The organism is Chitinophagaceae bacterium (genome assembly GCA_016710165.1).
Taxonomy (GTDB): domain Bacteria; phylum Bacteroidota; class Bacteroidia; order Chitinophagales; family Chitinophagaceae; genus Ferruginibacter.
On sequence record JADJLJ010000004.1, the window covers coordinates 64,360 to 86,461 of the forward strand.

Below are 22,102 nucleotides of genomic sequence, written 5' to 3' on the forward strand. Positions count from 1 at the left end.
CATGCAAAAAAGAAACCTCTTATACGCTGCGCTTATCCTGGCGATGGTAGTTGGGTTAAGCTCCTGCTTTCACCGGCACCACGATGTTCACGTGCGGATCAATGACGACGAAGATGTTTACCGCCTGCGGGCCTCCTTTGACAAGGACCTTACCCGGGATGTGCAGCGGGTGATCAATGATCACCTGCGTAAACACCAGGCCCACGCATTTGTAACGGTATATACCGATAAAGAAATAACGCTGGACGACGGAACAAGCTTTTACATAAAGTCAGGGCCCGGCAGGCTGCGGATAAAAGTTGACAGGACCGGCAACCCGGAAGAAGGCAACGAAGCTGTAATAGAAATGTGCGACGAGATCAAAGAGGTATTGGCAGGCAGGTATGATAATCAATAACCGGCAAACAGGGATAGTCAATGAAAAGATATTTTTTATCCGGTTTATTCAGCATGACGGCAGCCATCGTGTTCGGGCAGATCGACCGTTCGACGGACCTGTACAAAATACTCAGGCAAAAAGATAGCCTGTTGTTCAATGCCGGCTTCAATACCTGCGATACGGCCGAGCTTGAAAGGCTGGTGAGCGATGACTTTGAGTTTTATCACGATCAATCGGGCATTACGCCCACCAAGGCCGATTTTATAACAAGCATCCGCAACGGGCTTTGCAAACTGAACTACAAGGCAAGAAGGGAACTGGTGGAAGAAAGCGTGGAAGTGTTTCCGCTCAACCGCGACGGGGTTTTATACGGGGCCATACAGACAGGCAGGCATAATTTTTATGCCATCGAAAAAGATAAGCCGGAATACCTGTCAACCACTGCCGTTTTCACCCACCTGTGGCTTCTGGAGAATGGCAACTGGAAACTGAAACGGGTATTGAGCTACAATCACCAGGAACCAAAGCGGTTGAACTAAATAATTTCCATAGTATTATCCTGAGCGTAGCCGAAGGAAAGATCGTTTCAATAGTTGAGTTGAAGTTGAAACCAACAAGGTCCTGCCTTTATAGGCGGGACTTTTTAATGTTTAACCGCAAAGCACGCAAAGGCCTTGCGTTCTTTGCGTGCATTTTCTTTGCGGTTAAACAAAATCCTTAAAAGTTTTTGAATTACTTTTGCAGGCATTAACGATCACTTCTAAACTCTTTTAAATGAAGAACACCCCTTTCACACAAAAACATATTGATTTAGGCGCAAAGATGGCCGAGTTTGCCGGTTACAACATGCCCATCAGTTATTCGGGCATCAATGATGAACATGCAGCCGTTCGCAAAAATGCCGGTGTGTTTGATGTAAGCCATATGGGCGAGTTCATATTAAAGGGAGAGCATGCGCTGGACCTGATCCAACGAACAACCAGCAACGACGCATCCAAATTAACGGATGGCAAGGCACAATACAGCTGCCTGCCCAATACAACCGGCGGCATTGTTGACGACCTGATCGTGTACTGCCTGGAAGAGAACAAGGCATACATGCTGGTGGTGAATGCCAGCAATATTGAAAAAGACTGGAACTGGATACAGCAGTTCAATGACAAGGGAGTGGAGATGCACAATATCTCCGATAATACCTGCCTGCTTGCCATCCAGGGCCCCAATGCCACAAAGATCCTGCAGCCGCTTACCGAAATGGATATCATGAACCTGAAATATTACACCTTCTGCAAAGGAACATTTGCCGGCGTGGAGAATGTAGTGGTAAGCGCAACAGGGTATACCGGCGCAGGCGGAGTCGAGATTTACTTTGAAGACAAAGGCGATAATGCTGATAAGGTATGGAATGCAATCTTTGAAGCGGGCAAAGCAGCCGGCATAAAACCCATTGGCCTCGGCGCCCGGGATACCCTGCGGCTGGAAATGGGCTATTGTTTATACGGCAATGATATTGACGATACCACATCGCCCCTGGAAGCCGGGCTTGGATGGATCACCAAATTCACAAAAGAATTCACCAACAACAAATATTTTGAAAAGCAAAAAGCGGAAGGCCTCACTAAAAAATTAGTGGGTTTTGAAATGCTGGAAAAAGGAATTGCCCGGCACGATTACGAGATAAAGGATTTTGAAGGAGGGGTGATCGGAAGGGTTACCTCCGGTACGCAATCCCCCTCGCTGGGCAAGGCGATCGGCATGGGATATGTTACCAGCAAATACGCTTCACCCGGCAGTGAGATTTTTATCAGCGTTCGCAATAGTTTGCTGAAAGCGGTAGTGGTGAAGATGCCCTTTGTGTAATAAATAATTTTGAACCACATAGGATCATAGAACACATAGCTATGTTTCCTATGTGCCTATGTGGTTCAGGTGCTTGCCTCAAACACCAAGCTCAGAAAGAAATGGTAAAGATCCATCTCACTACATTCATCAGCGCCCCCATTGAACGGGTCTTCGACCTGGGCCGCAGCATCAACCTGCACCAGATCTCTACCGCACAAACCAATGAAAAAGCAGTAGCCGGTGTGATCAGCGGGTTGATCAATAAAGATGAAACGGTGACCTGGAGAGCAAGGCATCTTTTCAGGACCCGTCGCTTTACGGCTAAGATCAGCACCATGGAACGGCCTGTTTTTTTCACCGATGAAATGGTAACGGGTGATTTTAAAAGTTTTTATCATGAACACCATTTCAAGTCCGTGGATAACGGGACCATCATGATCGACGTGGTTCATTTTGAAACGCCTTACGGCATCATTGGAAGAATAGTGAACAGCCTCTTTCTCCGCTCTTACATCGAAAAATTCCTGTTAAAAAGAAATGCCGTGATCAAAGAATATGCCGAAACACAAAAGTGGAAAGCAATATTGATCTAAATTTGTGCCGATGCAAACAAACAAGCCAGAACTCTTTACCTGCTTCTCCCCTTCTCTTCTGAACCTGTATGATGTTGACAAAAGCATTGTGGTGATCATTGATGTGCTGCGGGCAACTTCCACCATTGCTACGGCATTGTTCAACGGGGCCAAAAGCATCATCCCGGTCGACAGCGTGGCGGAATGCATCCGCATCGGCAAACAGATCGACAGCATCACCGCCGGCGAACGGGATGGCAAGATCGCCGAAGGCCTAGAACACGGCAATTCGCCGTTTGAATATCCCCGCGAATTCATTGAAGGGAAGACCCTGGTGCTCACCACCACCAACGGAACCAAGCTGCTGCACATGGCGCTTGACAGGAATGCGAAAGGAGTTATTACCGGGTCCTTTCCCAATCTTTCTGCGGTGTGCGATCACCTGCTGGCACAAAACCAGAATGTGATACTGGGCTGCGCCGCCTGGAAGAACCGGGTGAACCTGGAAGACACATTGTTTGCCGGGGCTGTCATTAACCGCATCGGGAAAAATTTTTCCATCAACTGCGATTCATCGCAGATGGCCATGGCCATTTACAAGGAAGCAAAACCGGACCTGTACAAATTCATGAAGAATAAAGAGGCATCCCACTATAAACGCCTCACCGGTTTCGGGCTGGAGAAAGACATACGTTATTGTCTCACGGAAGACGGCGCCAACATCCCGGTTGTATATGGGGATGGAAAATTAGTTGCAGGATAAAACGCAAAAAACCATTCAAATTACAGCTTCTTTCACAGAAGCCGAAAATTTTTTCCTTAACATTCTTTTTTATAAATCTTTCCCTTTTACAATCCAAACCCTCAGCTTTTTTCCTTTACTTTTGCAAATTGGCTTTTTCACAACGGCCAATGGAACGATTCATAAAAACCCATTAATAAATTGGCATTACCGCACCTTATCAAGTTTGTTTACAACAATGGTTCCGATGAAGTGATCCGGCGTGGAAAGAAGATCCACAGCATGGGTTTTGTAGAACTGGTAGAGCATGACCAGCTCATGAGCGGGGTGGTGTTCCGAGTGAAGGACGATAATTACAACACGTTTTACAAAGTATACATTCAGAAGTACACCGACCCCAAATCCATGACGGTGCGCTGTTCCTGTCCTTACAACCTGGGAGACATCTGTCGCCATGAAGCGGCTGCACTGATACGGCTGCAGGACATGGTGGACAAGAATATGCTGGGCAACACGTCCATTCATTACAACCAGCGGCATACCGTGGCCAAGATGAAACACATTGACCTGAAGATGATCAAGCTGCTTTCATCGCCGGGCATCTATGCCGAAGCAGAAAATATCCTGCGGAGCACAAAGGCAAATATCCTGAAAGCCGCTGATGAACGGATAGAGGCAGAACTGGTGGTGGAGGGGGAAACCTTTCCCCTGGTCATCCAGAAGAATGACGAAAGGAATTTTGATACCTCCTGCAAATGCGGGGAGACCGAGCATCCACTCTGCGAACACAAGACATTATTGTTTTTACAGTTGCTGGATGCCTATGGCCCTAATTATTTCGACAGTATACGGAACTGGGATAAGGAAAAAAATAAACTGCTTGCCATTTATGGTTACAGCCTCAGCGACAATATTGCCGGCAAGTTTGAATTTACTTATAAAGACGGCAAGCCATTTTTAAAAGTGCTCGACCCTGCCATTAAAAGAGTCGCTGCTGCTGCGCCTTCGTCCCGTCCTGCCGAAGCATTCATTGTTCCCGAGATCCCGAAAGAGGAAGAAGTGGCGGTAGTGGAAAAGCCGGGAAAAAAGCTGGGCATTGTTTTCAACTTTAATACAGCCACCTACCCGTACTTCAGCGTGGATGCCATACAGGGGGAAGCCGATGAAGAAGATAAAAAATACGTGGGCAAGGTTGAAAAACTCGACCTGAGTAAGTTTGTGGATACCGAATCATTCAGCGAAGAAGACAAACAGTTGCTGCAGCAGGTGCGTAAACTGCAAAGCAGCGAAATAAATAAATACCTCGACCGGAACTCTCCTTTCAGCGGCATCTGGGAAAACATCATCCATACCGATGGCGATGACCTGCCCGAAGAGACCAAGGCGCTGATCGCTGAATACCTTCAGCCGAAACTGAAAAAGATATTTGAAGAACAGGCAGCCAGTCAATTCGCCTTCTTCCTGCCCAAAGCAAAAGCATTCACCACGGCAAACCTGGCGGATATGGAATTAAGCAGCCAGTTCATTTCGCCGTTCTTTAAAGTGTTTGCAAAGAACAGCCATTTTGAGATCGCCTGCCGGGTAAAACGGGCAAATGATGCATTGCCCTTCAGTGATAATGAATGCGGCAGCAGCCTTGTTTTTCTTCACGAGGAAGTTTTATACCTGTGGCAGAAACCGGAAGATGTGATGCAGGCAGAGAAATTCCTGAAAGAAGGCAATATCCAGCTCAGCAAAGAGAACTGGGCGGAGAAAATGCAGAAAATAATACTGCCCCTGGCAAAAGAATACCACGTGGAGTTTGACAAGAGCCTGGTGAGTGAAATAAAAAGCGGCGAACCGGAAGTAAGGCTGCAATTGCAGGAGAAGGGAGACTTCCTGGTATTTCAACCCCTGTTTTCCTATAAGGGATTTGAGACCCGGGCATCCGATAAGGACAACATCATCATACCCGAGGGCAACAAGATCCTTATCATTGAACGCAACCGGGAAGCAGAGGAACGGTTCATGGCAAAACTGGAAAGCCTGCACTCGCAGTTTGTGCGTCATGAAGGAGGGAACAACCTGGTGTTGAAAGGCGTGGATGTACTCCGCAACAACTGGTTCTTTTTGTTTGTGGATGCCATGAAGGAAATGAAGGTGCCGGTGTACGGATTTGAAGCATTGAAGAATTTCCGGTTCAATACGGCAAGGCCAAGCACCCATATCCATGTAAGCAGCGGCATGGACTGGTTTGATGCAAAAGTGGAGATCGAGTTCGGCAGCCAGCGTGTGGGCATTGATGACATAAAGAAAGCGCTGGTGAACAAACAGTCATTTGTGCAGCTGGGCGACGGCACGCTCGGCATACTGCCCGACGAATGGCTGAAAAGATACTCACTGTTATTTAAAGTGGGCGACGGGCGCAGCAACCAGTTGCGTTTATCCAAGTATCACATGAGTGTGATCGATGAACTGTATGAGAACAGGGATGAAAGCGAGCTGAGTTTTGAGCTGGATGAAAAATACGAACGCCTGAAGGAATTCAAGCACATCCCGGAGGTTCAGCCACCGGAGCACCTGCTTAAAATACTGCGCCCGTACCAGACCTCGGGCTACCAGTGGCTCAATTACCTCAACGATGTGGGTTGGGGAGGGATACTGGCCGATGATATGGGTTTGGGTAAAACCATCCAGGCATTGAGCATGCTGGAGCATTACAAGGATGTGAATGGTTCTTTGAAAGCGATCGTTGTTTGTCCCACCACCCTTATTTACAACTGGAAGAATGAAGTGGAGAAATTCACGCCTTCCTTAAGCTGGCATATTCATCACGGCAGTACCCGGGGCCGCAGCACTGAAGAACTGCAGCAGCAGAATATCATCATCACCACCTACGGCACCTTGCGGAGCGATATACAACTGCTGCTGAAGGTGCACTATGATTATGTGATACTGGATGAAAGCCAGGCCATTAAGAATCCGGCATCAAAGGTCACCAAAGCCGCCTGTTTGCTGAATGCAAAGAACCGGTTGTGTATGAGCGGAACGCCCCTGCAGAACAATACCTTTGATATTTTTGCACAGATGAATTTCCTGAACCCCGGCCTGCTGGGTAATATGGAATTCTTCCGCAATGAATTTGCCACCCCGATCGATAAATTCGGCGAGCAGGATCAAAAAGAGCACTTACGTAAATTATTATACCCGTTCATTTTACGCCGCACCAAGGAACAGGTGGCCAAAGACCTCCCGGAAAAAACGGAGACGATCCTGTTCTGTGAAATGGAAGACGAGCAGCGGAAGATATATGAGGTTTACCGGAACACGTACCGTGAAAAGATCCTGGGCAGCATTGATGACCAGGGCATCGGTAAATCACAACTCACCATTTTGCAGGGGCTGATGAAACTGCGGCAGATCTGCGACAGTCCGGCCATACTGAATGAAGAAGAGAAACACCCCAATCATTCCATCAAACTGGATGAGCTGGCCAGGGAGATCGAAGAGAATATCGGCGACCACAAGGCGCTTATCTTCTCCCAGTTCCTGGGCATGCTGGCATTGATCAAAAAGAAACTGGTAGAGGACGACATCAAGTTTGAATATTTCGACGGAAGCACGTCGGCAGTTGACCGGGAAAAAGCCATTCAGAATTTTCAGAACAACGACGAGTGCCGGGTATTCCTGATCTCGTTAAAAGCAGGTGGCGTGGGATTGAACCTTACCGCAGCGGATTATGTATACATTGTGGATCCCTGGTGGAACCCGGCCGTAGAACAACAGGCCATTGACCGTACGCACCGTATCGGCCAGACAAAGAATATTTTTGCCTACCGGATGATCTGTATTGATACGATCGAAGATAAGATACTGCAGTTGCAGGAGCGGAAGAAGAAATTAGCCAGTGAATTGATCGCCGATGATGCCAGCTTTGTAAAAGCGCTGTCCAAACAGGACGTGGAGTATTTGTTCAGTTAAGTTCAAAATCCTGCCACGGCAAATTTGCCAGGACAGGATCAATGTTTTTAATGACCGTCAGTTGTTACGAGGCGATAAAATCTTTCAGGCGCTTAAAATCCCGGTTATTATTTGATACAAACAGGCTCCGGAAGGCCTCGCCGAAATACTTCAGCACAGCGTTAAATGTAATACCATGATGATGGGGGGTATAGCTTTTCATACATTTGGATTTTGAATATTAAAAGTACAAACTTTATGCCGGGGTTGTCAAGCGCAAATTTGCTGATTTTTAACGCCGGTAATTTCCGTACTCTTTTGCTTATTTCACAGCCGATCCGTTAAGGTCACGCCTGAATTTGCGGCTCTTCTTGTAATACCGTATCGGGTATATGTCCGGGTTCTGCCTGATCTTGCCTATAAAATTCCGGATGACCTGCACCAAAAGGGTGGATGACTGGGTTTGATATTTGGTTTTATTCATAGAAAAATAGATTTACACCCCTGTAACGATACGTATAAGATATTATTGTACAATGAGGCCGGTCTTTTAAAAAAAGATGCCCGGGCAGCCTTAAAAATCATTAACCTTAATTAACCTTATACCAATATTGGTTAACCGGCTTTGAGAGGGCCGGCCTATACTTTTGTGTTCAAATAAAAGTATAGCCATGAAATATTTTACGCTCCTGATCAGCCTCTTTTTCTTATCCATTGCAGCCAATGCCCAAAAGGGCGGGTTTGCCCTGAAGGGTCAATTGACCGACAGCCTGCAGAAACAACAGGTAGGCGACGCCACGGTTTCGCTGGTGAACGCCAAAGATTCTTCGCTGGTGGGTTTCACCCGCACAGATTCTGCCGGCCGCTTCCGCTTTGATCACCTGAAACCAGGTAAGTACCGCCTCTCGGCATCGCAGGTGAATTTTCACCCGCAGTGGAAGAATTTTGAAGTGAACGGCGATGTTGACCTGGGCCCGGTTGTGATGAAAGACAGGTCCATTATGGAAGAAGTGACCGTAAAAGCCCAGCGCCCCCCCGTGGTGGTGAACGGTGATACGCTGGAATTCAATGCCGAAGCATTCAAAACAAAACCCAATGCCGTGGTGGAGGATATGCTGAAAAAAATGCCGGGTGTGGAAGTGGATAAAGACGGAAGCATCCGGGTAAATGGCAAACGCATCAGCCGGGTGCTGGTGAATGGCAGGGATTTCTTCAATGGCGACCCCAAGATGGCCACGAGGAACCTGTCTGCCGATGCCATTGATAAGGTGCAGGTATTCGATAAGCAATCCGACCAGTCGGAATTCACCGGCATTGATGACGGAAACAAGACACCCACCCTCAACCTGAAACTGAAAAAAGATAAGAAGAATGCCGCTTTTGGCAAGGCAACCGTTGCTGCCGGAACAAAAGACCGCTACGATGGCCAGTTCAATATCAATAAATTCAACGGCGACCAGCAACTCTCTGCCATCGGTATGGCCAACAATACCAACCGCCAGGGGTTTTCCATCATGGACATGCTCAATTTCAGCGGACAGTCGAGAAGGATGATGAGCGGCGGCGGGGGAAGGATCGTGATCAATAATGGCAATGATGATGAATTTGGTTTACCGGTTGCCGGCATCAACAATAACCAGGGCATTACCCAAACCATTGCCGGCGGGTTGAACTATAATGACACCTGGAAAAAGAAGACGGAGGTGAACGCCAGTTATTTTTACAACAACCTTACCCTGGATAATACCCGGAACACCAGCCGGCAGAATATCCTGCCCGGGAATGAATTCAACTACCTGCAGAACAGCAGCACGGAAAACAAGACGAACAGCAACCGGTTCAACTTCAGCGTGGATCATAAGATCGATTCATTCAACTCCATCAAACTCAGTTCGGTGTTTGGTTATCAAAAGGGCAGCAATGCAAAAAAGAACGACTACGAATCCTTTGTACCCAATGACAAGATGCTGAACAATGGGTTTTCCAATACCAGCAACACCACCGAAGGATATGTAACCAACCAGGAATTGCTGTACAGGCATAAATTCAAAAAGAAGGGAAGAACCTTTTCTGCTACCGGCAGTATGCAGTATAACGACAGCCGGGCAAAAGGCACCCAAAATGCCATCAACAATTTCTTCAGCAACGGAACGATCAGCCAGCGGGATACGCTTGACCAGGTGACCAGGCTGAACAGTATTACGCAGAGTTATGGTGTAAATGCCAGTTATACGGAGCCACTGGGCAAACGTTCACTGCTTGAGTTCAGGGGATTTTATAATACCAGCACCGGCGACCTTGACCGTAAGACATACGACTACAACAGGACCAGCGGCACACATGATAAGATGAATACCATTTTAAGCAATGCCTTTGAGAACACCTATGATTATATGGGAGGCGGCATCAGCATGCGTACCCAGCAAAAGAAATATGGTTACAGCGTTGGCGCCAACCTGCAGCATGCACAGCTCAACAGTCATTTAAAAGACAGTGCATTCCGCATTAAGCAGAATTTTACGAACCTGCTGCCGGTTGCAAACTTTAATTACAATTTCACCAAAACGAAATCGCTGCGGCTCGATTATTCCACCTCTGCATCGCAGCCAACAGCCAAACAGTTGCAGCCGGTGCAGGATATCAGCGATCCGCTCAACATCATCTCCGGTAACCCGTCTTTAAAACAATCCTATGCACATAATGCCAGCCTGCAGTTCTTCAATGCCAGCCCGGCCCGGCAGAAGAACCTGTTTGTATTCCTGAATTATACCGCTACACAGAATGCCATTGTGAACAGCGACAGGATCAATGCATCCGGCGCCCGCACCAGCATGCCGGTGAATACGAACGGTGTATATAATATAAATGCGAACATCGACCGGGGCTTCCGCATTAAAAAACTGAATACCCGGCTGGAACTCGGTTTGAATGCCAATTACAACCGCTCGGTCAATTTTATCAATGATGACAAGAATAAGACCAGTGTTCTATCGGTGATGCCAAGGGTGAATGCCAGCTACAGTTATAAAGAACTGCTGGACATAAGTGCAGGAGCAAGGGTAAGCTACAACAATGCCCGGTACTCCCTGCAGCCATCGCTCAATAATAATTACTGGCGCCAGGTATATGAACTGGAAGCTACGGTTAACCTGCCTGCAGGATTTACCATCAGCAATGAATTCAGCTACAGCGCTTACACCGGCCGCAGCAACGGATACAATACCAGGGTTGCCTTATGGAATGCTTCGGTGAGCAAGCAGGTATTGAAGAGCAAGAAGGGAGAGATCAGGCTCAGCGCCTTTGACCTGCTGAACCAGAATACCGGCGTAGACCGTAACGGCAATGCCAACTACGTGGAAGATGTACAGTACAAAACACTGCAGCGCTTTTTTACACTTGGGTTTACTTACAGTCTGCAAAAAGCGGGCAACGGCGGGCCAAGGGCTGTGATAAGAACATTCTAACGCCCCTGTTGAACGCATGAAAGACCATCCTGCGAAAGCGGGGTGTTTTTTATTTTTAACAGGCTAATGGTTGATCAGCAAAGCAAAGGACTTTTCAACTTCTTTAACAAAAAACCCGGCAATCCGTTTTTACTGGCACCATGTTTGAAAAGTATAAGCGGACCAAAATATTGGCATCATGAAAAAGATATTGTTAAGTATGCTGCTTGTTTCTGCAGCCCTGTTCGTTGCAAACAAATCCACGGCGCAGGTGAGTGTTCAGGTAAATATCGGCGACCAGCCGGAATGGGGCCCGGCCGGCTATGCTTACGCAGAATATTATTACATGCCCGATATTGAAGCGTATTATTATGTACCCCGCCGCCAGTTTGTTTATTTATCAGGGGGCAGGTGGGTCTTCGCAGCTTCCTTGCCGCCCATGTATTCACATTACAACATATATACAGGGTATAAAGTGGTTATGAGAACACCCCATGCATACAGGTATTTTAAAAACCACCGGGTACGGTATGCCGGGTACAGGAACAGGTATGATCAGCAGGTGATCCTTGTTAATAAGCACGACAACGGCAATCACTACGGCCACTATAAGAACAAGGGAAAAGGACGCGGTAAAGGAAAGCATTAAAAATATTACGGAACACAAGAACAAACAGCCAGGAGCCACCATATGGTGGCTCCTGTTTTTATAGAAGACCCGGCAAATGAAATAAAGATTGGCTATTTTCACAAACGATCAATATGGATATCCTGTTAGACATACTGAAGGAAATGGTCAAGGCCCACCCGGGATCTGAATTTGTGAACAGCCTGTACCAGCAATACTGCAACCGGGGTGGCCTGAGTAAAAAACAACTGGAGGGGCTGCACAGCAAGGCGGTGAAGGCCAACAGCATTTCACAAAGCAAGATGGCAACGCTGGAAGCGATCATTAAGAAGAAACCAACAAGAGAAAGGGCAGCCGCCAGTATAAAAGCAGACCTGCCGGCAAGGGATGAAGCCCTTGGTAAAATGCTTTCAGCCATTCTTGCCAAATACCCGCAGCATAAAAGAATAGTGTTCCTGCGGTCAAAGTATGATAACAATGAGAATATCTCTCCGGCAGAGGTTGAAGAAATAAAAAAATTCAGCAAGCTACTGCTGAAATGATAAGGCCCGGTGCATCCGCACCGGGCCGTTTGTTTTCCTGGATATCCTTAATTCGTTACGATCCGCACCGGGCCATTGCCCTGCAATGCTTTTTGCTTTGCTAAAAAATCGCTGCTGGATATCTTCTTTCCTTTTGAAGGGACCTTTAAATTTTTCCTGTCGGCCTTCTTATCTAAAACTTTTGCTGTAAAAACGATCTCGCCCTTGTTGGCATCAAGTCCCAGTATCATGCCGGGCAGTCCGTTGAACTGTTCCGGTCCGGAAGCCACGGGGATCTCTTCGCTGTACCAGGCAACTATATCACTGCCCCGGGTCGTTTTACCCGTTGCTTTTTTACAGGCATACCCAAGGATGGTCTTTGTTTCCCCTTCTTCCAGTTTCCAGGCAAGGCTGCGTATGGAATCTTCCACTAAATAAAGGTCGTCCATCAGCTCCCTTATTTCCACCGCCTTTTGTGTATTGAAATTCCGGTAGTATTCATTCTCGCCGCTGCCGCCCATGCGTATCACCACCCCGCTGCCGCTGTTTTGCTCGGTCATATCGGGTTCTTCTTCCACCGATTTGAACAGGCTTTGGTTGTCGGCAAAAAGCAGTTCAAATTTTGCCGTGCGGAACTGCGGGATCATCGACCGCAGCTGCTGGTTCTCTTCGGGAATACGGCGGTACATATCCACCGTTTGTTCGAAAGTGATCCTGCCCTCCTTTACCTGGGCGGTTGCTGCCTGCAGGCATACAACAGCAGCAATAAATGATAATGTTCTTTTCATGACACATGATTTTGTTTAATGATGAGATTTACCGGGCAAAGCTATTTTATCAGCCGTCCAAAGCAGGTTAACCAGCCTTGCATTAAGGTTAATTAAGGTTAATGAAGGGGTGACCGTATTTATTTTAAAAGTAGTTTTGTTGCCTGATGAATAAATTACGCATGGCACGGGTACTGATGACAGCAACCATTCTGCTGATCATTGCTTTCCAGGCATACTGGATGCGGAAGCTGTACCTGGAAGAGACCGCCGGCTTTAAAAAGACCACCGACGTTATTTTCCGGGATGCCATGTACCGCCTGCAGGTGCAGCGTTTTTCCGGCGACACCCTGGCGCTGCGGGGCGGGCTCGATGATAACCTGTTCATGGCCGACTTCATCAGCAGTGTGGAAAAGATAAAGGGCAGCGACAGCCTGAAGCAGCGGCTGGTGATATCGATGGACACCCATTCGGAAAAGGTTGTGACAACCGAAGAGAAACAAGCTGCAAAGAGGGATAAGGATACCATCATTTATGTAACGTCAAAGGACAAGGACCTTCCTCCGCCCATCCTGGCGGAAACACTGATCCGGACCAGGAACCTTTCCGATTCCATCCCGGTAAGAACGGTGGACTCCATGTACAGGGCCCTGCTTCTGAAGGAAGGGATCAATGTGAACTTCACTATCATAAAGACGAACCCGGTTTTGCTGGGTACAGATTCGGGGGTGAAAAGGTTCACCATCAAAATGGATGAACCCCGCGGTACTTTTTCAACCAAGCGGGTCCCGGTGGGATTGATGCAACCCGTTTTTTACCGGGCCGAATTTGCCGACCCCGGGATGTATGTGTTGAAGAAGATGGGCATGCAGTTGCTGTTGTCGGCCTTGCTGATCAGTTTTACCATACTCTCCTTTGTTTTTATCTACCGGAGCCTGCTTGCACAAAAAAGACTCACCGATATCAAGAATGAATTCATTGGCAACATAACCCACGAACTGAAGACCCCCATTGCCACCGTAAGCGTTGCCATTGAAGCGATGAAGAATTTTGATGCCCTTCAGAATCCCGAACGGACCAAAGAATACCTGGGCATTGCCGGGCTGGAGCTGAACCGGCTTTCGATGCTGGTTGACAAAGTGCTTCGCCTGTCCATGTTTGAAAAGCAGCAACTGGAATTAAAATATGAATGGTTCGACCTGCAGCAACTGGTAAAGGAAGTGACGGATTCCATGCAGCTGCAGTTTGAAAAATCCGGCGCTGCAGTGAACGTGAATTCCCGGGGCGTGGATTTTTCACTGATGGCCGACCGGATGCACATAAGCAGCGTGGTCTATAACCTGCTCGACAATGCGTTGAAGTACAGCAAGGGAAGACCCGAAATTGAAATAAGCCTGGAGGCCACCGAAAAGGAACTGCTGCTGATGATAAAGGACAATGGCATCGGCATACCGGCCGCATACCGGGAAAAGATATTTGATAAATTTTTCCGGGTGCCGCACGGCGATAAACACAATATAAAGGGATATGGCCTCGGCCTGAGCTATGTGGCGCATATCATTGCAGAACATAAAGGCCAGGTGCGTGTGGAAAGCGAAGAAGGGAAAGGAACGACATTCATCATTAAATTACCCAAATAAGATGGCTGTTAAAATACTGTATGTAGAAGACGAATTATTCCTGGCCAAGATCGTGAAGGAAAGCCTGGAGAGCAGGGCCTATGAAGTGCTGATGGAAGCGGACGGCGACAAGGCCTTCCCCTTGTTCAAGCAGCACCGGCCGGATATCTGTGTACTGGATGTGATGCTGCCCAACAAAGACGGGTTTGCCATTGCCGAAGAGATACGGGGCATGGATGCCCAGGTGCCCATCATATTCCTTACGGCAAAAGCGCAGACAGAAGACCTGGTGAAAGGGTTTAAGACCGGCGGCAATGATTATATCCGAAAACCCTTCAGCATGGAAGAACTGATCGTTCGTATTGAAAATGCGCTCCGGTTCAGGAGCGGGGAGAAAAAACCGGATGATAAAAAAGATGTGGTGAAGATAGGCAAGTACAGTTTTTATCCGAACCACCAGGTGCTGAAGAATAACGGGGACGAACGGAAACTTTCATTCCGGGAAACGGAATTACTGAAAGTGCTTTACGAGAACCGGGACAAGATCATTGACCGCCGCGACATACTGAACCTGCTCTGGGGCAATGATAATTTCTTCAACTCCCGCAACCTGGATGTGTACATCACCAAGCTCCGGAGCTATTTAAAGAATGACGCAGCGCTTGAAATAATCACCATTAAGGGGATCGGCTACCGGTTTGTGACCGATTAAGATCATTATTGGTAGGGTCCTGTTTTGAATATTTTGTGACCTGTCATGCTGAGGAACGAAGCATCTCAGGATAAGCAAACGATCCTGATCAGGAGATCCTTCGTTCCTCAGGATGACAATCATTCAAAATAAGACACTGCCTCATTCCTTTATAAATACCTGTGCTGCATTATCGTTCTTCAGGAACACAAGCATGCTTTTCTTCTCTTTCAGGTAAATTATTTTACGCACTTCGCCACGTACGGTCAAACCGTCTTCTGCAGGCGATACACTGCTAAAACTACCACCACCGTTCCCTTTCAGCAGGAGGGCGCCAGGGCCATCAATATTGCCAACCATTACCGCCGCATCGTTTGAATTACCGCATACCAGGATGTCTTTAATGCCATCCATGTCCACATCATCAATAACGATGTCGTTCACCGTGGACAGTTGTGCCATCTCCGGGAACGGGATAAAACGGAAGGAGGCATTTCCCTCATTGATCAATACCCCCGATTCGAAAAGATTGGTCTTGTATACATCCATGCCTCTTTTTTCCTGTTCGGTAAAGATATCATCCAGCGTTTTACCGGAGTAATCCCGGTAGCGGATAAATTTTTTCCGCATGGCCGGCATCTGGTCCATCAACTGGTCGCGGCTGAAGAGGGGGTAACATTTTCCCTGTATATAATAACCCAGCACCGCATCATAGCTTCCATTATTGTCAAAGTCCTTTGCATAAATGGTGCAGGGTTGGTTCACATTTCCCTTGATGGTAGAGTTCAATCCCCGGTTGCCCATGATAAGGTCCAGGTCGCCGTCGTTGTCCATATCTTCTGCCTTCATGTTATACCACCATCCGCTGAAAGCATCCATGCTGATCACAGAATCTTTTCCGGAGGGGGCCATGATATGCACGGTGTTTTGCGTTTTTTTAAACTGCCCGTCCTGGTAACTGAATATTTCAACCGGCATCCATTCGCCACTGATGGTCAATTCTTTTTTCCCATCGCCATTCACATCGGCCCAGGCAGCCTGGTTCACGATACCGGGATTGAGTAATTCTTTTGCATACGCCTGGGTGACATCGGTAAAGACCCCTTTGTTGTTCTGCAGCAACATGCACCGGTCGGGTTTTGGAAAAACGCCGGGTAACACATGCCCGCCAACAAACAGGTCCTGGTCGCCATCGCCGTCAAAATCCAGGGCGGTCACACAGGATCCGTTGAACCCTTCTTTTGGTAATGCTTTTACAGAACGGGTGAAATTCCCTTTCCCATCGTTCAAAAGCAACCGGTCCTGGTACAGATTGCTGCCGGCCGGGAATTCTGCACCGCCGCTTACCACGTAAAGATCCATATCGCCATCACCGTCTGCATCAAAGAACAGGGCGCTCATGTCCTCAAAATTCTTATCAGCAGCAAAAGCAGCCTGCTTTTTTTCAATGAATGAACCGCCTGCATTCTGCATCATCAGTTTCCCTTCAAAACCTGCGGCGCCGCCAATGAAAATGTCTTCCAGCCCATCGCCATTCACATCTGCCCTGGCAAAGTAAGGTCCTTTGCGGCTGCACTTGTAAGGGATCAGCGGCTCCCGTTTAAAATCAATGAAATCATTTTCATTTTGAGTGAACCGGAACCTGGATTCTTTGCTGATGTCTTTAAAGGAAATGTTTTTCTTTTTTGCAGGGGCGCCGGTACCCGGGGATGCATTCGATTCAAACAGCATCAGTTCCTGGTCGGTATTTACATTGGTAAGTACAATGCCCTTCTGGCCCGGGAATATGACCTCCACTTTTGGAATGACCGTTTCAGCGCCTGTGCCAAAATGAAGCACATGCTCCATGCTTGATAAAAAACCACGTTGCGGATGATAATGCTGCAGTTGCAACTGTCCTTTCTGGTCGGTAAGTTTTACGGTTACCCCAAACACTTCGTCAAATGCGCCCGGTGCCTTGTAAAACCGGAAGCGTAAGAAATGGGAAGAAGCAGCAGCCGTCTCCCGGGTATTGTTTTTAAAAACAAATGCCGGCCCGTCAACATTATTTACCACCAGGTCCAGGTCGCCGTCGTTATCCAGGTCGGCATAGGCTGCGCCGCTTGAAAAAGAGGGAGGTGCATCACACCAGGTGTCGGTGTAGTTGTCGAATTTTAGCGTACCGTTGTTCCGGTAAATATAATTTTTGGTAGGTACCACGGGAATGCTTTGCAGCCAGGCGTTCAGGTCAACCGCACGTCCGTTGTTCATGGTACGCATCACCGAATCCAGTATGAAGACCTTGTAGTCCCAGTCGGTGATGTCACGCTTGATCCCGTTTGTAACATAAATGTCTTTTCTCCCGTCGTTGTCAAGATCGGTGATCAATGGCGCCCAGCTCCATTCGGTTTCTGCCACGCCGGAATAGTTGGCTATTTCACTGAAACTGCCGTCGGCATTGTTCAGCTGCAGGCTGTTGCGTGGGTACTGGTAATACAGCCCGTACTTTACCATCAGGTGAAACTTATCGTAGTTCTGGTTTACCGCAAAGAGTTGTTTTTGCCGGACCGGGTTCTCCACTGCCATGTCCACTACATATATATCTTCATGCCCGTCGTTATTGATATCGCTGATATCGGAACCCATGGCTGAAAAGCTGGTGTGTTTGATGTAATCGGTAAGCCGGTTGGTAAAGGTACCGTTGCGGTTATTGATGTACAGGAAATCGGGCTTATTGAAATCATTGGCCACATAGAGATCCGGCCAGCCATCGTCATTGATGTCGGCAATGGATGCGCTGAGGCCAAATGCATGATCGATGAGACCGGCCTTTTTGGTGACGTCCACAAATTTACCGCCGCGGTTCTCAAACAACCGGTCACTGGTATATACGGTCACGGTATCTTCCGAGTAAACCATCTTGCCGTTCACCATGGTAACAGGGATGGTCATGGATTTACTGAAATCATTCGGGTGGTCTACAAAAAAAACATCCTTATCCCCGTCATTATCGTAATCAAAAAAATAGGATTGTATGGTGAAGCTTGCGTCATCCAGTCCGTAGGCGGCTGCCTGGTCGGTAAAAGTTCCGTTGCCGTTATTGATGTACAGTATTTTTTTCCGGAGTGCCGGGTCTTTGAAACCCGACTTGTTTACAAAGATGTCAAGCAGCCCGTCGTTGTTGATATCAACCATGCTTACCCCGGTCTTGATGCCGGCGCCGCCATTTACCCCGGCCGTTTCGGTGATATCCCTGAACTGAAGATTGCCCAGGTTCTGGTATAGTTTGTTGCTGCCAAGGGTGGAAGAAAAATAAATATCGGGCAGCCCGTCGAGGTTTATGTCGCCAATGGCCACGCCGCCACCCGTGTACAGGTTCTCGTACATGTACATGAACATATTGGATGTCTCCACAATGTCGTTCCGGAAATTTATGCCTGTAGCCGTTCCGGGTAAAAGGGAAAACAGTTTTGTGCCGGTTGCCTGTTGTGCTTCTGCGGTTCCTGATAAAGAAACGAGGAGCCACAAAAGGGCAAACCGCCTGTGCGATGATGACATATTCTGTTTATTTGGTTAAGGCCTGCGGTATAATGTTTTCAGCACATGGTTACCAACTTCTTTTCCCTGCACAATACTTATACGGGCTGTTTCGGGATAATGTATGCCGCCATATACCCGGCTCCACGTAGATTCATAGGCTGCATCCAGGAACGATTTGAAATGACGTGCCTTGTTGCCAAACTGTATCTCTATCTCATCGGTGAATTCATAATTTTCTCCCAGCAAGGCGGTCAGCACAACCGCTGCTGCATCAGATACCACCGAGTGACCGCTGGTGAATTCAGGGAAGGGCGGTGTTTGAATATACGGGGTCCAGTTCTTATCGATCAGCCGGTTGATGATGGTGATGGGCCGGATCAGGTTGCCCCGGTATTTTTCATCCCAGCAACTGATGAATGCATCAAAGATGGCGATGGATGTGAGGGCATACACCTGTGCCGCTTTGGTGACCGGGATATTCTTTTGTTTACAGGCCTGCTGACCGATCAGGATCCAGTGCCCGCCCGGAGAGACCTTATGAATGAAATAATTGAGGTGGCCGATGTTGACGGATACATTGGGATTATCATCCCAGTAAAGGGCGATCTCTTTTTGCGTGGTGTCGAGATTTTTTCCAATTTCATAAGTTTCCAGTACTGTTTTGTAAAATTTGGAATCTTTTGATTTGCTGTACAGCAGTTTTTCTTTTGGTGCGAACTGTGTTGCAGACCTTAATGTCATTGGCCGGATGGTATTCCAATAGGGCTCCAGCGCCTGCGCATAGTCGAGTGGAGTAGGTTGCCAGGCGCCCGGCGCACTGGAATATGTAAAACGGGTCATTCCTCTCGACTTCAGGTAATTGTCTTTTTTTGTCCATGCAATGATGCTGTCTGCCACGCTGCGGCCAAATGCAATGGACTGCTGGGCAACAACGGAATCGCTGTGTAAGAAAAGCGAATCGGCAAATGCTTTGCGCCAGTCGCTGAATTTGTATTCAGAACCAACCAGGGTTTGCGCCACATGTGAGAAAGAGATGCAGGCAGCTATGAAAGGGTCGATCTTTTTACCTGCCGGGGGAACCGGAACTTTGTTCAGGCCATTCAGTTTCCCGGCCAGGGTCACCAGGGCCGGGTCATCATAGCGTATGCACTCATAAAAAGCAATGGTTGGGTATACATAAACCCGGCTGGCAACAATGGGCGTGAACAGGTCGGTCATCACCGTGTTCACCAGCATCGTATTCAGGTCATGGAGGGTTTGTTCTTTGCTTTGCGCTTTTACATCCGTGCTGGCAACAGCAGCAAGCAAAAGAATGAGAAAGGAAATTCTTCTGAATAAGAACAGCTTGTACATATGGAACGTGTTGGTGGTAATATTCTCAAATTTAATTTTTTTTCCTGTCTGTACCCGATAATAATTAAACTGCCCCTGAATTCTCAGCAACGTCTCCGCCAGGGTCGTTGCGTATTGCGAATACACAACGTCCTGCTCTTACGGATGCCACGGCGTGGTCTTCGACCAGCCGGAAAAAAAGAATTTAACCACAAAGACACGAAGACACTAAGGAAAATGCTGCGCATTTTTCTGCTTCAGTCCTTCGTGCCTTTATGTCTTTGTGGCAAACTGGTACCCGGGAAAAAGGCGCAAGCGCTGTACTTTCTTCGTGGCTGGTCATAGACCACGCCACGGCGTTCAAGGAGCTGAACAGAAATATAAAAAAAATAATACGGCAGGTAAGATCATGCCTGCAGGGCCGCTTCTTCTTTTCTCAGTTGCCTGTCAAAAATAAAGGTACCCAAAGGGATGACCGCTGCGGCAAAGGCTTTGACAAACCAGCCAAAACCCTTTTTCAGGTTTCCCATCACTTCAAAGGCAAACCACAGGAAGGCAACAAACAGAACGCCGTGCATCCAGCCGAAGATCTTTACGGCTTCGGGAGTATTATAAAAATATTTCAAAGGCATGGCGATCAGCAGCAGTGCCAGGAATGAAATGCCTTCGGCAATGCCGATCATCCGGAAGCGATACAATAATTTTTTTGAGTCCTGTTCTTTCATTATTTATTTATGGAGGTGTTTTAATAATTGACAACCTGTTCAACGATGGATGCAGGTATCTCCCTCCATTCGTACTGCTGGTTGCGCAGTTGCGGTTCAAAACCGGCTTCTTTAATGGCCAACTGGATGGACCTGCTGGTAAAGCGGTGTGGGGCGCCGGCAGCGCTTACCACATTCTCTTCGATCATGATGCTGCCAAAATCATTGGCGCCACCGTGTAAACAGATCTGTGCCACCTGCTTGCCAACCGTAAGCCAGCTTGCCTGTATGTTGGTGATGTTGGGCAGCATGATGCGGCTGATGGCGATCATACGGATGTATTCTTCGGCAGACGTGAGGTTGTGTACGCCTCTTATTTTTGCCAGCAGGGTATCCACATCCTGGAATGTCCATGGGATAAAGGCTAAAAATCCTTTTGCATTTGCCGGTTTGCGGCTCTGTACTTCCCGGAGTTTTACCAGGTGTTCAAAGCGTTCCCGGATGGTTTCCACGTGGCCGAACATCATGGTGGCCGATGTTGTGATGTTGAGCTTATGCGCTTCATGCATGATGTCGAGCCATTCCTGTGCCCCGCATTTCCCCTTGCTGATCAGCCGCCTTACCCGGTCGGTCAGAATTTCTGCCCCGGCGCCCGGCAGGCTGTCCATGCCGGCAGCTTTCAATGCCATCAGTACTTCCCGGTGGGTGCTCTTCTCCAGTTTGGTAATATGGGCCACTTCCGGCGGGCCAAGGGTATGCAGTTTGATATCCGGGTAAAGCGATTTTATCTCTTTAAAAAGGTTCACATAAAAATCCAGCCCCAGTTCGGGATGATGGCCGCCCTGCAGCAAAAGTTGGTCGCCGCCGTACCGGATGGTCTCTTCGATCTTGGTCTTGTATGTTTCCATACCGGTGATGTATGCATCGGCATGCCCGGGGATGCGGTAGAAATTACAAAATTTGCAGTTGGCAATGCATACGTTGGTGGTATTCACATTCCGGTCTATCTGCCAGGTCACTTTTCCGTGGGGCACCTGTTTTTTCCGTAATTCATCTGCCACAAACATCAGTTCTGCCAGGGCAGCATGTTCAAAAAGAAAAATACCTTCCTCTTCCGTAAGAAATTCAAAAGCAAGCGCTTTCTGGTACAGGTCATTCATGTTCATATTTCCCGGTTGTGTAGTTAATGGCAAAAGTACATCCAAATTCCTGCATGGCCATCGTTCTCCCCGGCTGCTGTCTTCACTTCCCTGGCCGGTGTCTTCACCGACCGGAACAGATCACTTAATTGTATGGCCTTCGGCCAACAGGTTTTTTAACCACAGATTGCACAGATGGGATCACAGATTTACACGGATTATTATCCAGGGCGAAGCCGAAGGAACCGCAAATGCCCCAAAAAAT

18 protein-coding genes are annotated in these 22,102 nt (G+C 47.9%); 11 read left to right on the top strand and 7 right to left on the bottom strand.

The window, feature by feature from the left end:
- Nucleotide 1 precedes the first annotated feature (1 nt).
- The 6 genes from IPJ02_14990 to IPJ02_15015 all read left to right on the top strand — a co-directional run bounded on the left by IPJ02_14990 (nt 2) and on the right by IPJ02_15015 (nt 7,495).
- A complete protein-coding gene (locus IPJ02_14990) occupies nt 2-397 on the top strand; it encodes a hypothetical protein (GenBank protein MBK7376797.1) in 396 nt (131 codons plus the stop codon).
- A gap of 20 nt (nt 398-417) precedes the next feature.
- Nucleotides 418-918, top strand: coding sequence for a nuclear transport factor 2 family protein (locus tag IPJ02_14995; GenBank protein MBK7376798.1), 501 nt, complete (start codon nt 418-420; stop codon nt 916-918).
- A 235-nt stretch (nt 919-1,153) separates the two neighbouring features.
- Entirely contained in the window at nt 1,154-2,239 is a 1,086-nt protein-coding gene (gene gcvT, locus IPJ02_15000) for a glycine cleavage system aminomethyltransferase GcvT (GenBank protein ID MBK7376799.1), read from the top strand.
- Nucleotides 2,240-2,340: 101 nt separating this feature from the next.
- Nucleotides 2,341-2,814 (top strand): SRPBCC family protein, encoded by a 474-nt coding sequence (locus IPJ02_15005; protein ID MBK7376800.1) that lies wholly within the window; start codon nt 2,341-2,343, stop codon nt 2,812-2,814.
- A 10-nt stretch (nt 2,815-2,824) separates the two neighbouring features.
- The gene (locus IPJ02_15010; protein ID MBK7376801.1) at nt 2,825-3,556 is read left to right on the top strand and encodes a 2-phosphosulfolactate phosphatase; all 732 of its coding nucleotides are present in this window, start codon (nt 2,825-2,827) and stop codon (nt 3,554-3,556) included.
- Between the two features lie 180 nt (nt 3,557-3,736).
- Entirely contained in the window at nt 3,737-7,495 is a 3,759-nt protein-coding gene (locus IPJ02_15015) for an SNF2 helicase associated domain-containing protein (protein MBK7376802.1), read from the top strand.
- A 64-nt stretch (nt 7,496-7,559) separates the two neighbouring features.
- On the opposite strand, the gene IPJ02_15020 is transcribed toward IPJ02_15015, so the two are convergent.
- On the bottom strand, nt 7,560-7,697 hold the full coding sequence (locus IPJ02_15020; protein ID MBK7376803.1) for a hypothetical protein: 138 nt from the start codon (nt 7,695-7,697) through the stop codon (nt 7,560-7,562).
- A 99-nt stretch (nt 7,698-7,796) separates the two neighbouring features.
- Nucleotides 7,797-7,958, bottom strand: a complete 162-nt coding sequence (locus IPJ02_15025; GenBank protein MBK7376804.1) for a hypothetical protein — start codon at nt 7,956-7,958, stop codon at nt 7,797-7,799.
- A 187-nt stretch (nt 7,959-8,145) separates the two neighbouring features.
- Between IPJ02_15025 and IPJ02_15030 the strand changes: the two genes are divergently transcribed.
- From IPJ02_15030 to IPJ02_15040, 3 genes are all read left to right on the top strand, one after another.
- The gene (locus IPJ02_15030; protein ID MBK7376805.1) at nt 8,146-10,938 is read left to right on the top strand and encodes an outer membrane beta-barrel protein; all 2,793 of its coding nucleotides are present in this window, start codon (nt 8,146-8,148) and stop codon (nt 10,936-10,938) included.
- Nucleotides 10,939-11,116: 178 nt separating this feature from the next.
- On the top strand, nt 11,117-11,566 hold the full coding sequence (locus IPJ02_15035; protein ID MBK7376806.1) for a hypothetical protein: 450 nt from the start codon (nt 11,117-11,119) through the stop codon (nt 11,564-11,566).
- 113 nt (nt 11,567-11,679) lie between these two features.
- Nucleotides 11,680-12,087: a hypothetical protein gene (locus tag IPJ02_15040; protein ID MBK7376807.1), complete on the top strand. Its 408-nt coding sequence runs from the start codon at nt 11,680-11,682 to the stop codon at nt 12,085-12,087.
- Between the two features lie 47 nt (nt 12,088-12,134).
- On the opposite strand, the gene IPJ02_15045 is transcribed toward IPJ02_15040, so the two are convergent.
- Nucleotides 12,135-12,854, bottom strand: a complete 720-nt coding sequence (locus IPJ02_15045; protein ID MBK7376808.1) for a GLPGLI family protein — start codon at nt 12,852-12,854, stop codon at nt 12,135-12,137.
- A 146-nt stretch (nt 12,855-13,000) separates the two neighbouring features.
- Here IPJ02_15045 and IPJ02_15050 point away from each other — a divergent pair, with 146 nt between their 5' ends.
- Nucleotides 13,001-14,473: a HAMP domain-containing histidine kinase gene (locus IPJ02_15050; protein ID MBK7376809.1), complete on the top strand. Its 1,473-nt coding sequence runs from the start codon at nt 13,001-13,003 to the stop codon at nt 14,471-14,473.
- Nucleotide 14,474: 1 nt separating this feature from the next.
- Nucleotides 14,475-15,164, top strand: coding sequence for a response regulator transcription factor (locus tag IPJ02_15055; GenBank protein ID MBK7376810.1), 690 nt, complete (start codon nt 14,475-14,477; stop codon nt 15,162-15,164).
- Nucleotides 15,165-15,305: 141 nt separating this feature from the next.
- Here IPJ02_15055 and IPJ02_15060 read toward each other — a convergent pair whose 3' ends face one another.
- The 4 genes from IPJ02_15060 to mqnC form a co-directional block, all read right to left on the bottom strand.
- Complete coding sequence (locus tag IPJ02_15060; GenBank protein ID MBK7376811.1) at nt 15,306-18,680, bottom strand: VCBS repeat-containing protein; 3,375 nt, start codon at nt 18,678-18,680, stop codon at nt 15,306-15,308.
- A gap of 15 nt (nt 18,681-18,695) precedes the next feature.
- On the bottom strand, nt 18,696-20,015 hold the full coding sequence (locus tag IPJ02_15065) for a vanadium-dependent haloperoxidase (GenBank protein ID MBK7376812.1): 1,320 nt from the start codon (nt 20,013-20,015) through the stop codon (nt 18,696-18,698).
- A 386-nt stretch (nt 20,016-20,401) separates the two neighbouring features.
- The gene (locus IPJ02_15070; protein ID MBK7376813.1) at nt 20,402-20,719 is read right to left on the bottom strand and encodes a DUF3817 domain-containing protein; all 318 of its coding nucleotides are present in this window, start codon (nt 20,717-20,719) and stop codon (nt 20,402-20,404) included.
- A 20-nt stretch (nt 20,720-20,739) separates the two neighbouring features.
- A complete protein-coding gene (gene mqnC / locus IPJ02_15075; protein ID MBK7376814.1) occupies nt 20,740-21,864 on the bottom strand; it encodes a dehypoxanthine futalosine cyclase in 1,125 nt (374 codons plus the stop codon).
- Nucleotides 21,865-22,102: the final 238 nt, after the last annotated feature.

Excerpts from the sequence above, each read along its gene's own strand:
- IPJ02_14990 (MBK7376797.1), top strand. The coding sequence starts at position 2 with ATGCAAAAAAGAAACCTCTTATACGCTGCGCTTATCCTGGCGATGGTA.
- IPJ02_14995 (MBK7376798.1), top strand. The coding sequence starts at position 418 with ATGAAAAGATATTTTTTATCCGGTTTATTCAGCATGACGGCAGCCATC.
- gcvT (MBK7376799.1), top strand. The coding sequence starts at position 1,154 with ATGAAGAACACCCCTTTCACACAAAAACATATTGATTTAGGCGCAAAG.
- IPJ02_15005 (MBK7376800.1), top strand. The coding sequence starts at position 2,341 with ATGGTAAAGATCCATCTCACTACATTCATCAGCGCCCCCATTGAACGG.
- IPJ02_15010 (MBK7376801.1), top strand. The coding sequence starts at position 2,825 with ATGCAAACAAACAAGCCAGAACTCTTTACCTGCTTCTCCCCTTCTCTT.
- IPJ02_15020 (MBK7376803.1), bottom strand. The coding sequence starts at position 7,697 with ATGAAAAGCTATACCCCCCATCATCATGGTATTACATTTAACGCTGTG.
- IPJ02_15025 (MBK7376804.1), bottom strand. The coding sequence starts at position 7,958 with ATGAATAAAACCAAATATCAAACCCAGTCATCCACCCTTTTGGTGCAG.
- IPJ02_15030 (MBK7376805.1), top strand. The coding sequence starts at position 8,146 with ATGAAATATTTTACGCTCCTGATCAGCCTCTTTTTCTTATCCATTGCA.
- IPJ02_15035 (MBK7376806.1), top strand. The coding sequence starts at position 11,117 with ATGAAAAAGATATTGTTAAGTATGCTGCTTGTTTCTGCAGCCCTGTTC.
- IPJ02_15040 (MBK7376807.1), top strand. The coding sequence starts at position 11,680 with ATGGATATCCTGTTAGACATACTGAAGGAAATGGTCAAGGCCCACCCG.
- IPJ02_15045 (MBK7376808.1), bottom strand. The coding sequence starts at position 12,854 with ATGAAAAGAACATTATCATTTATTGCTGCTGTTGTATGCCTGCAGGCA.
- IPJ02_15050 (MBK7376809.1), top strand. The coding sequence starts at position 13,001 with ATGAATAAATTACGCATGGCACGGGTACTGATGACAGCAACCATTCTG.
- IPJ02_15055 (MBK7376810.1), top strand. The coding sequence starts at position 14,475 with ATGGCTGTTAAAATACTGTATGTAGAAGACGAATTATTCCTGGCCAAG.
- IPJ02_15060 (MBK7376811.1), bottom strand. The coding sequence starts at position 18,680 with ATGTCATCATCGCACAGGCGGTTTGCCCTTTTGTGGCTCCTCGTTTCT.
- IPJ02_15065 (MBK7376812.1), bottom strand. The coding sequence starts at position 20,015 with ATGTACAAGCTGTTCTTATTCAGAAGAATTTCCTTTCTCATTCTTTTG.
- IPJ02_15070 (MBK7376813.1), bottom strand. The coding sequence starts at position 20,719 with ATGAAAGAACAGGACTCAAAAAAATTATTGTATCGCTTCCGGATGATC.
- mqnC (MBK7376814.1), bottom strand. The coding sequence starts at position 21,864 with ATGAACATGAATGACCTGTACCAGAAAGCGCTTGCTTTTGAATTTCTT.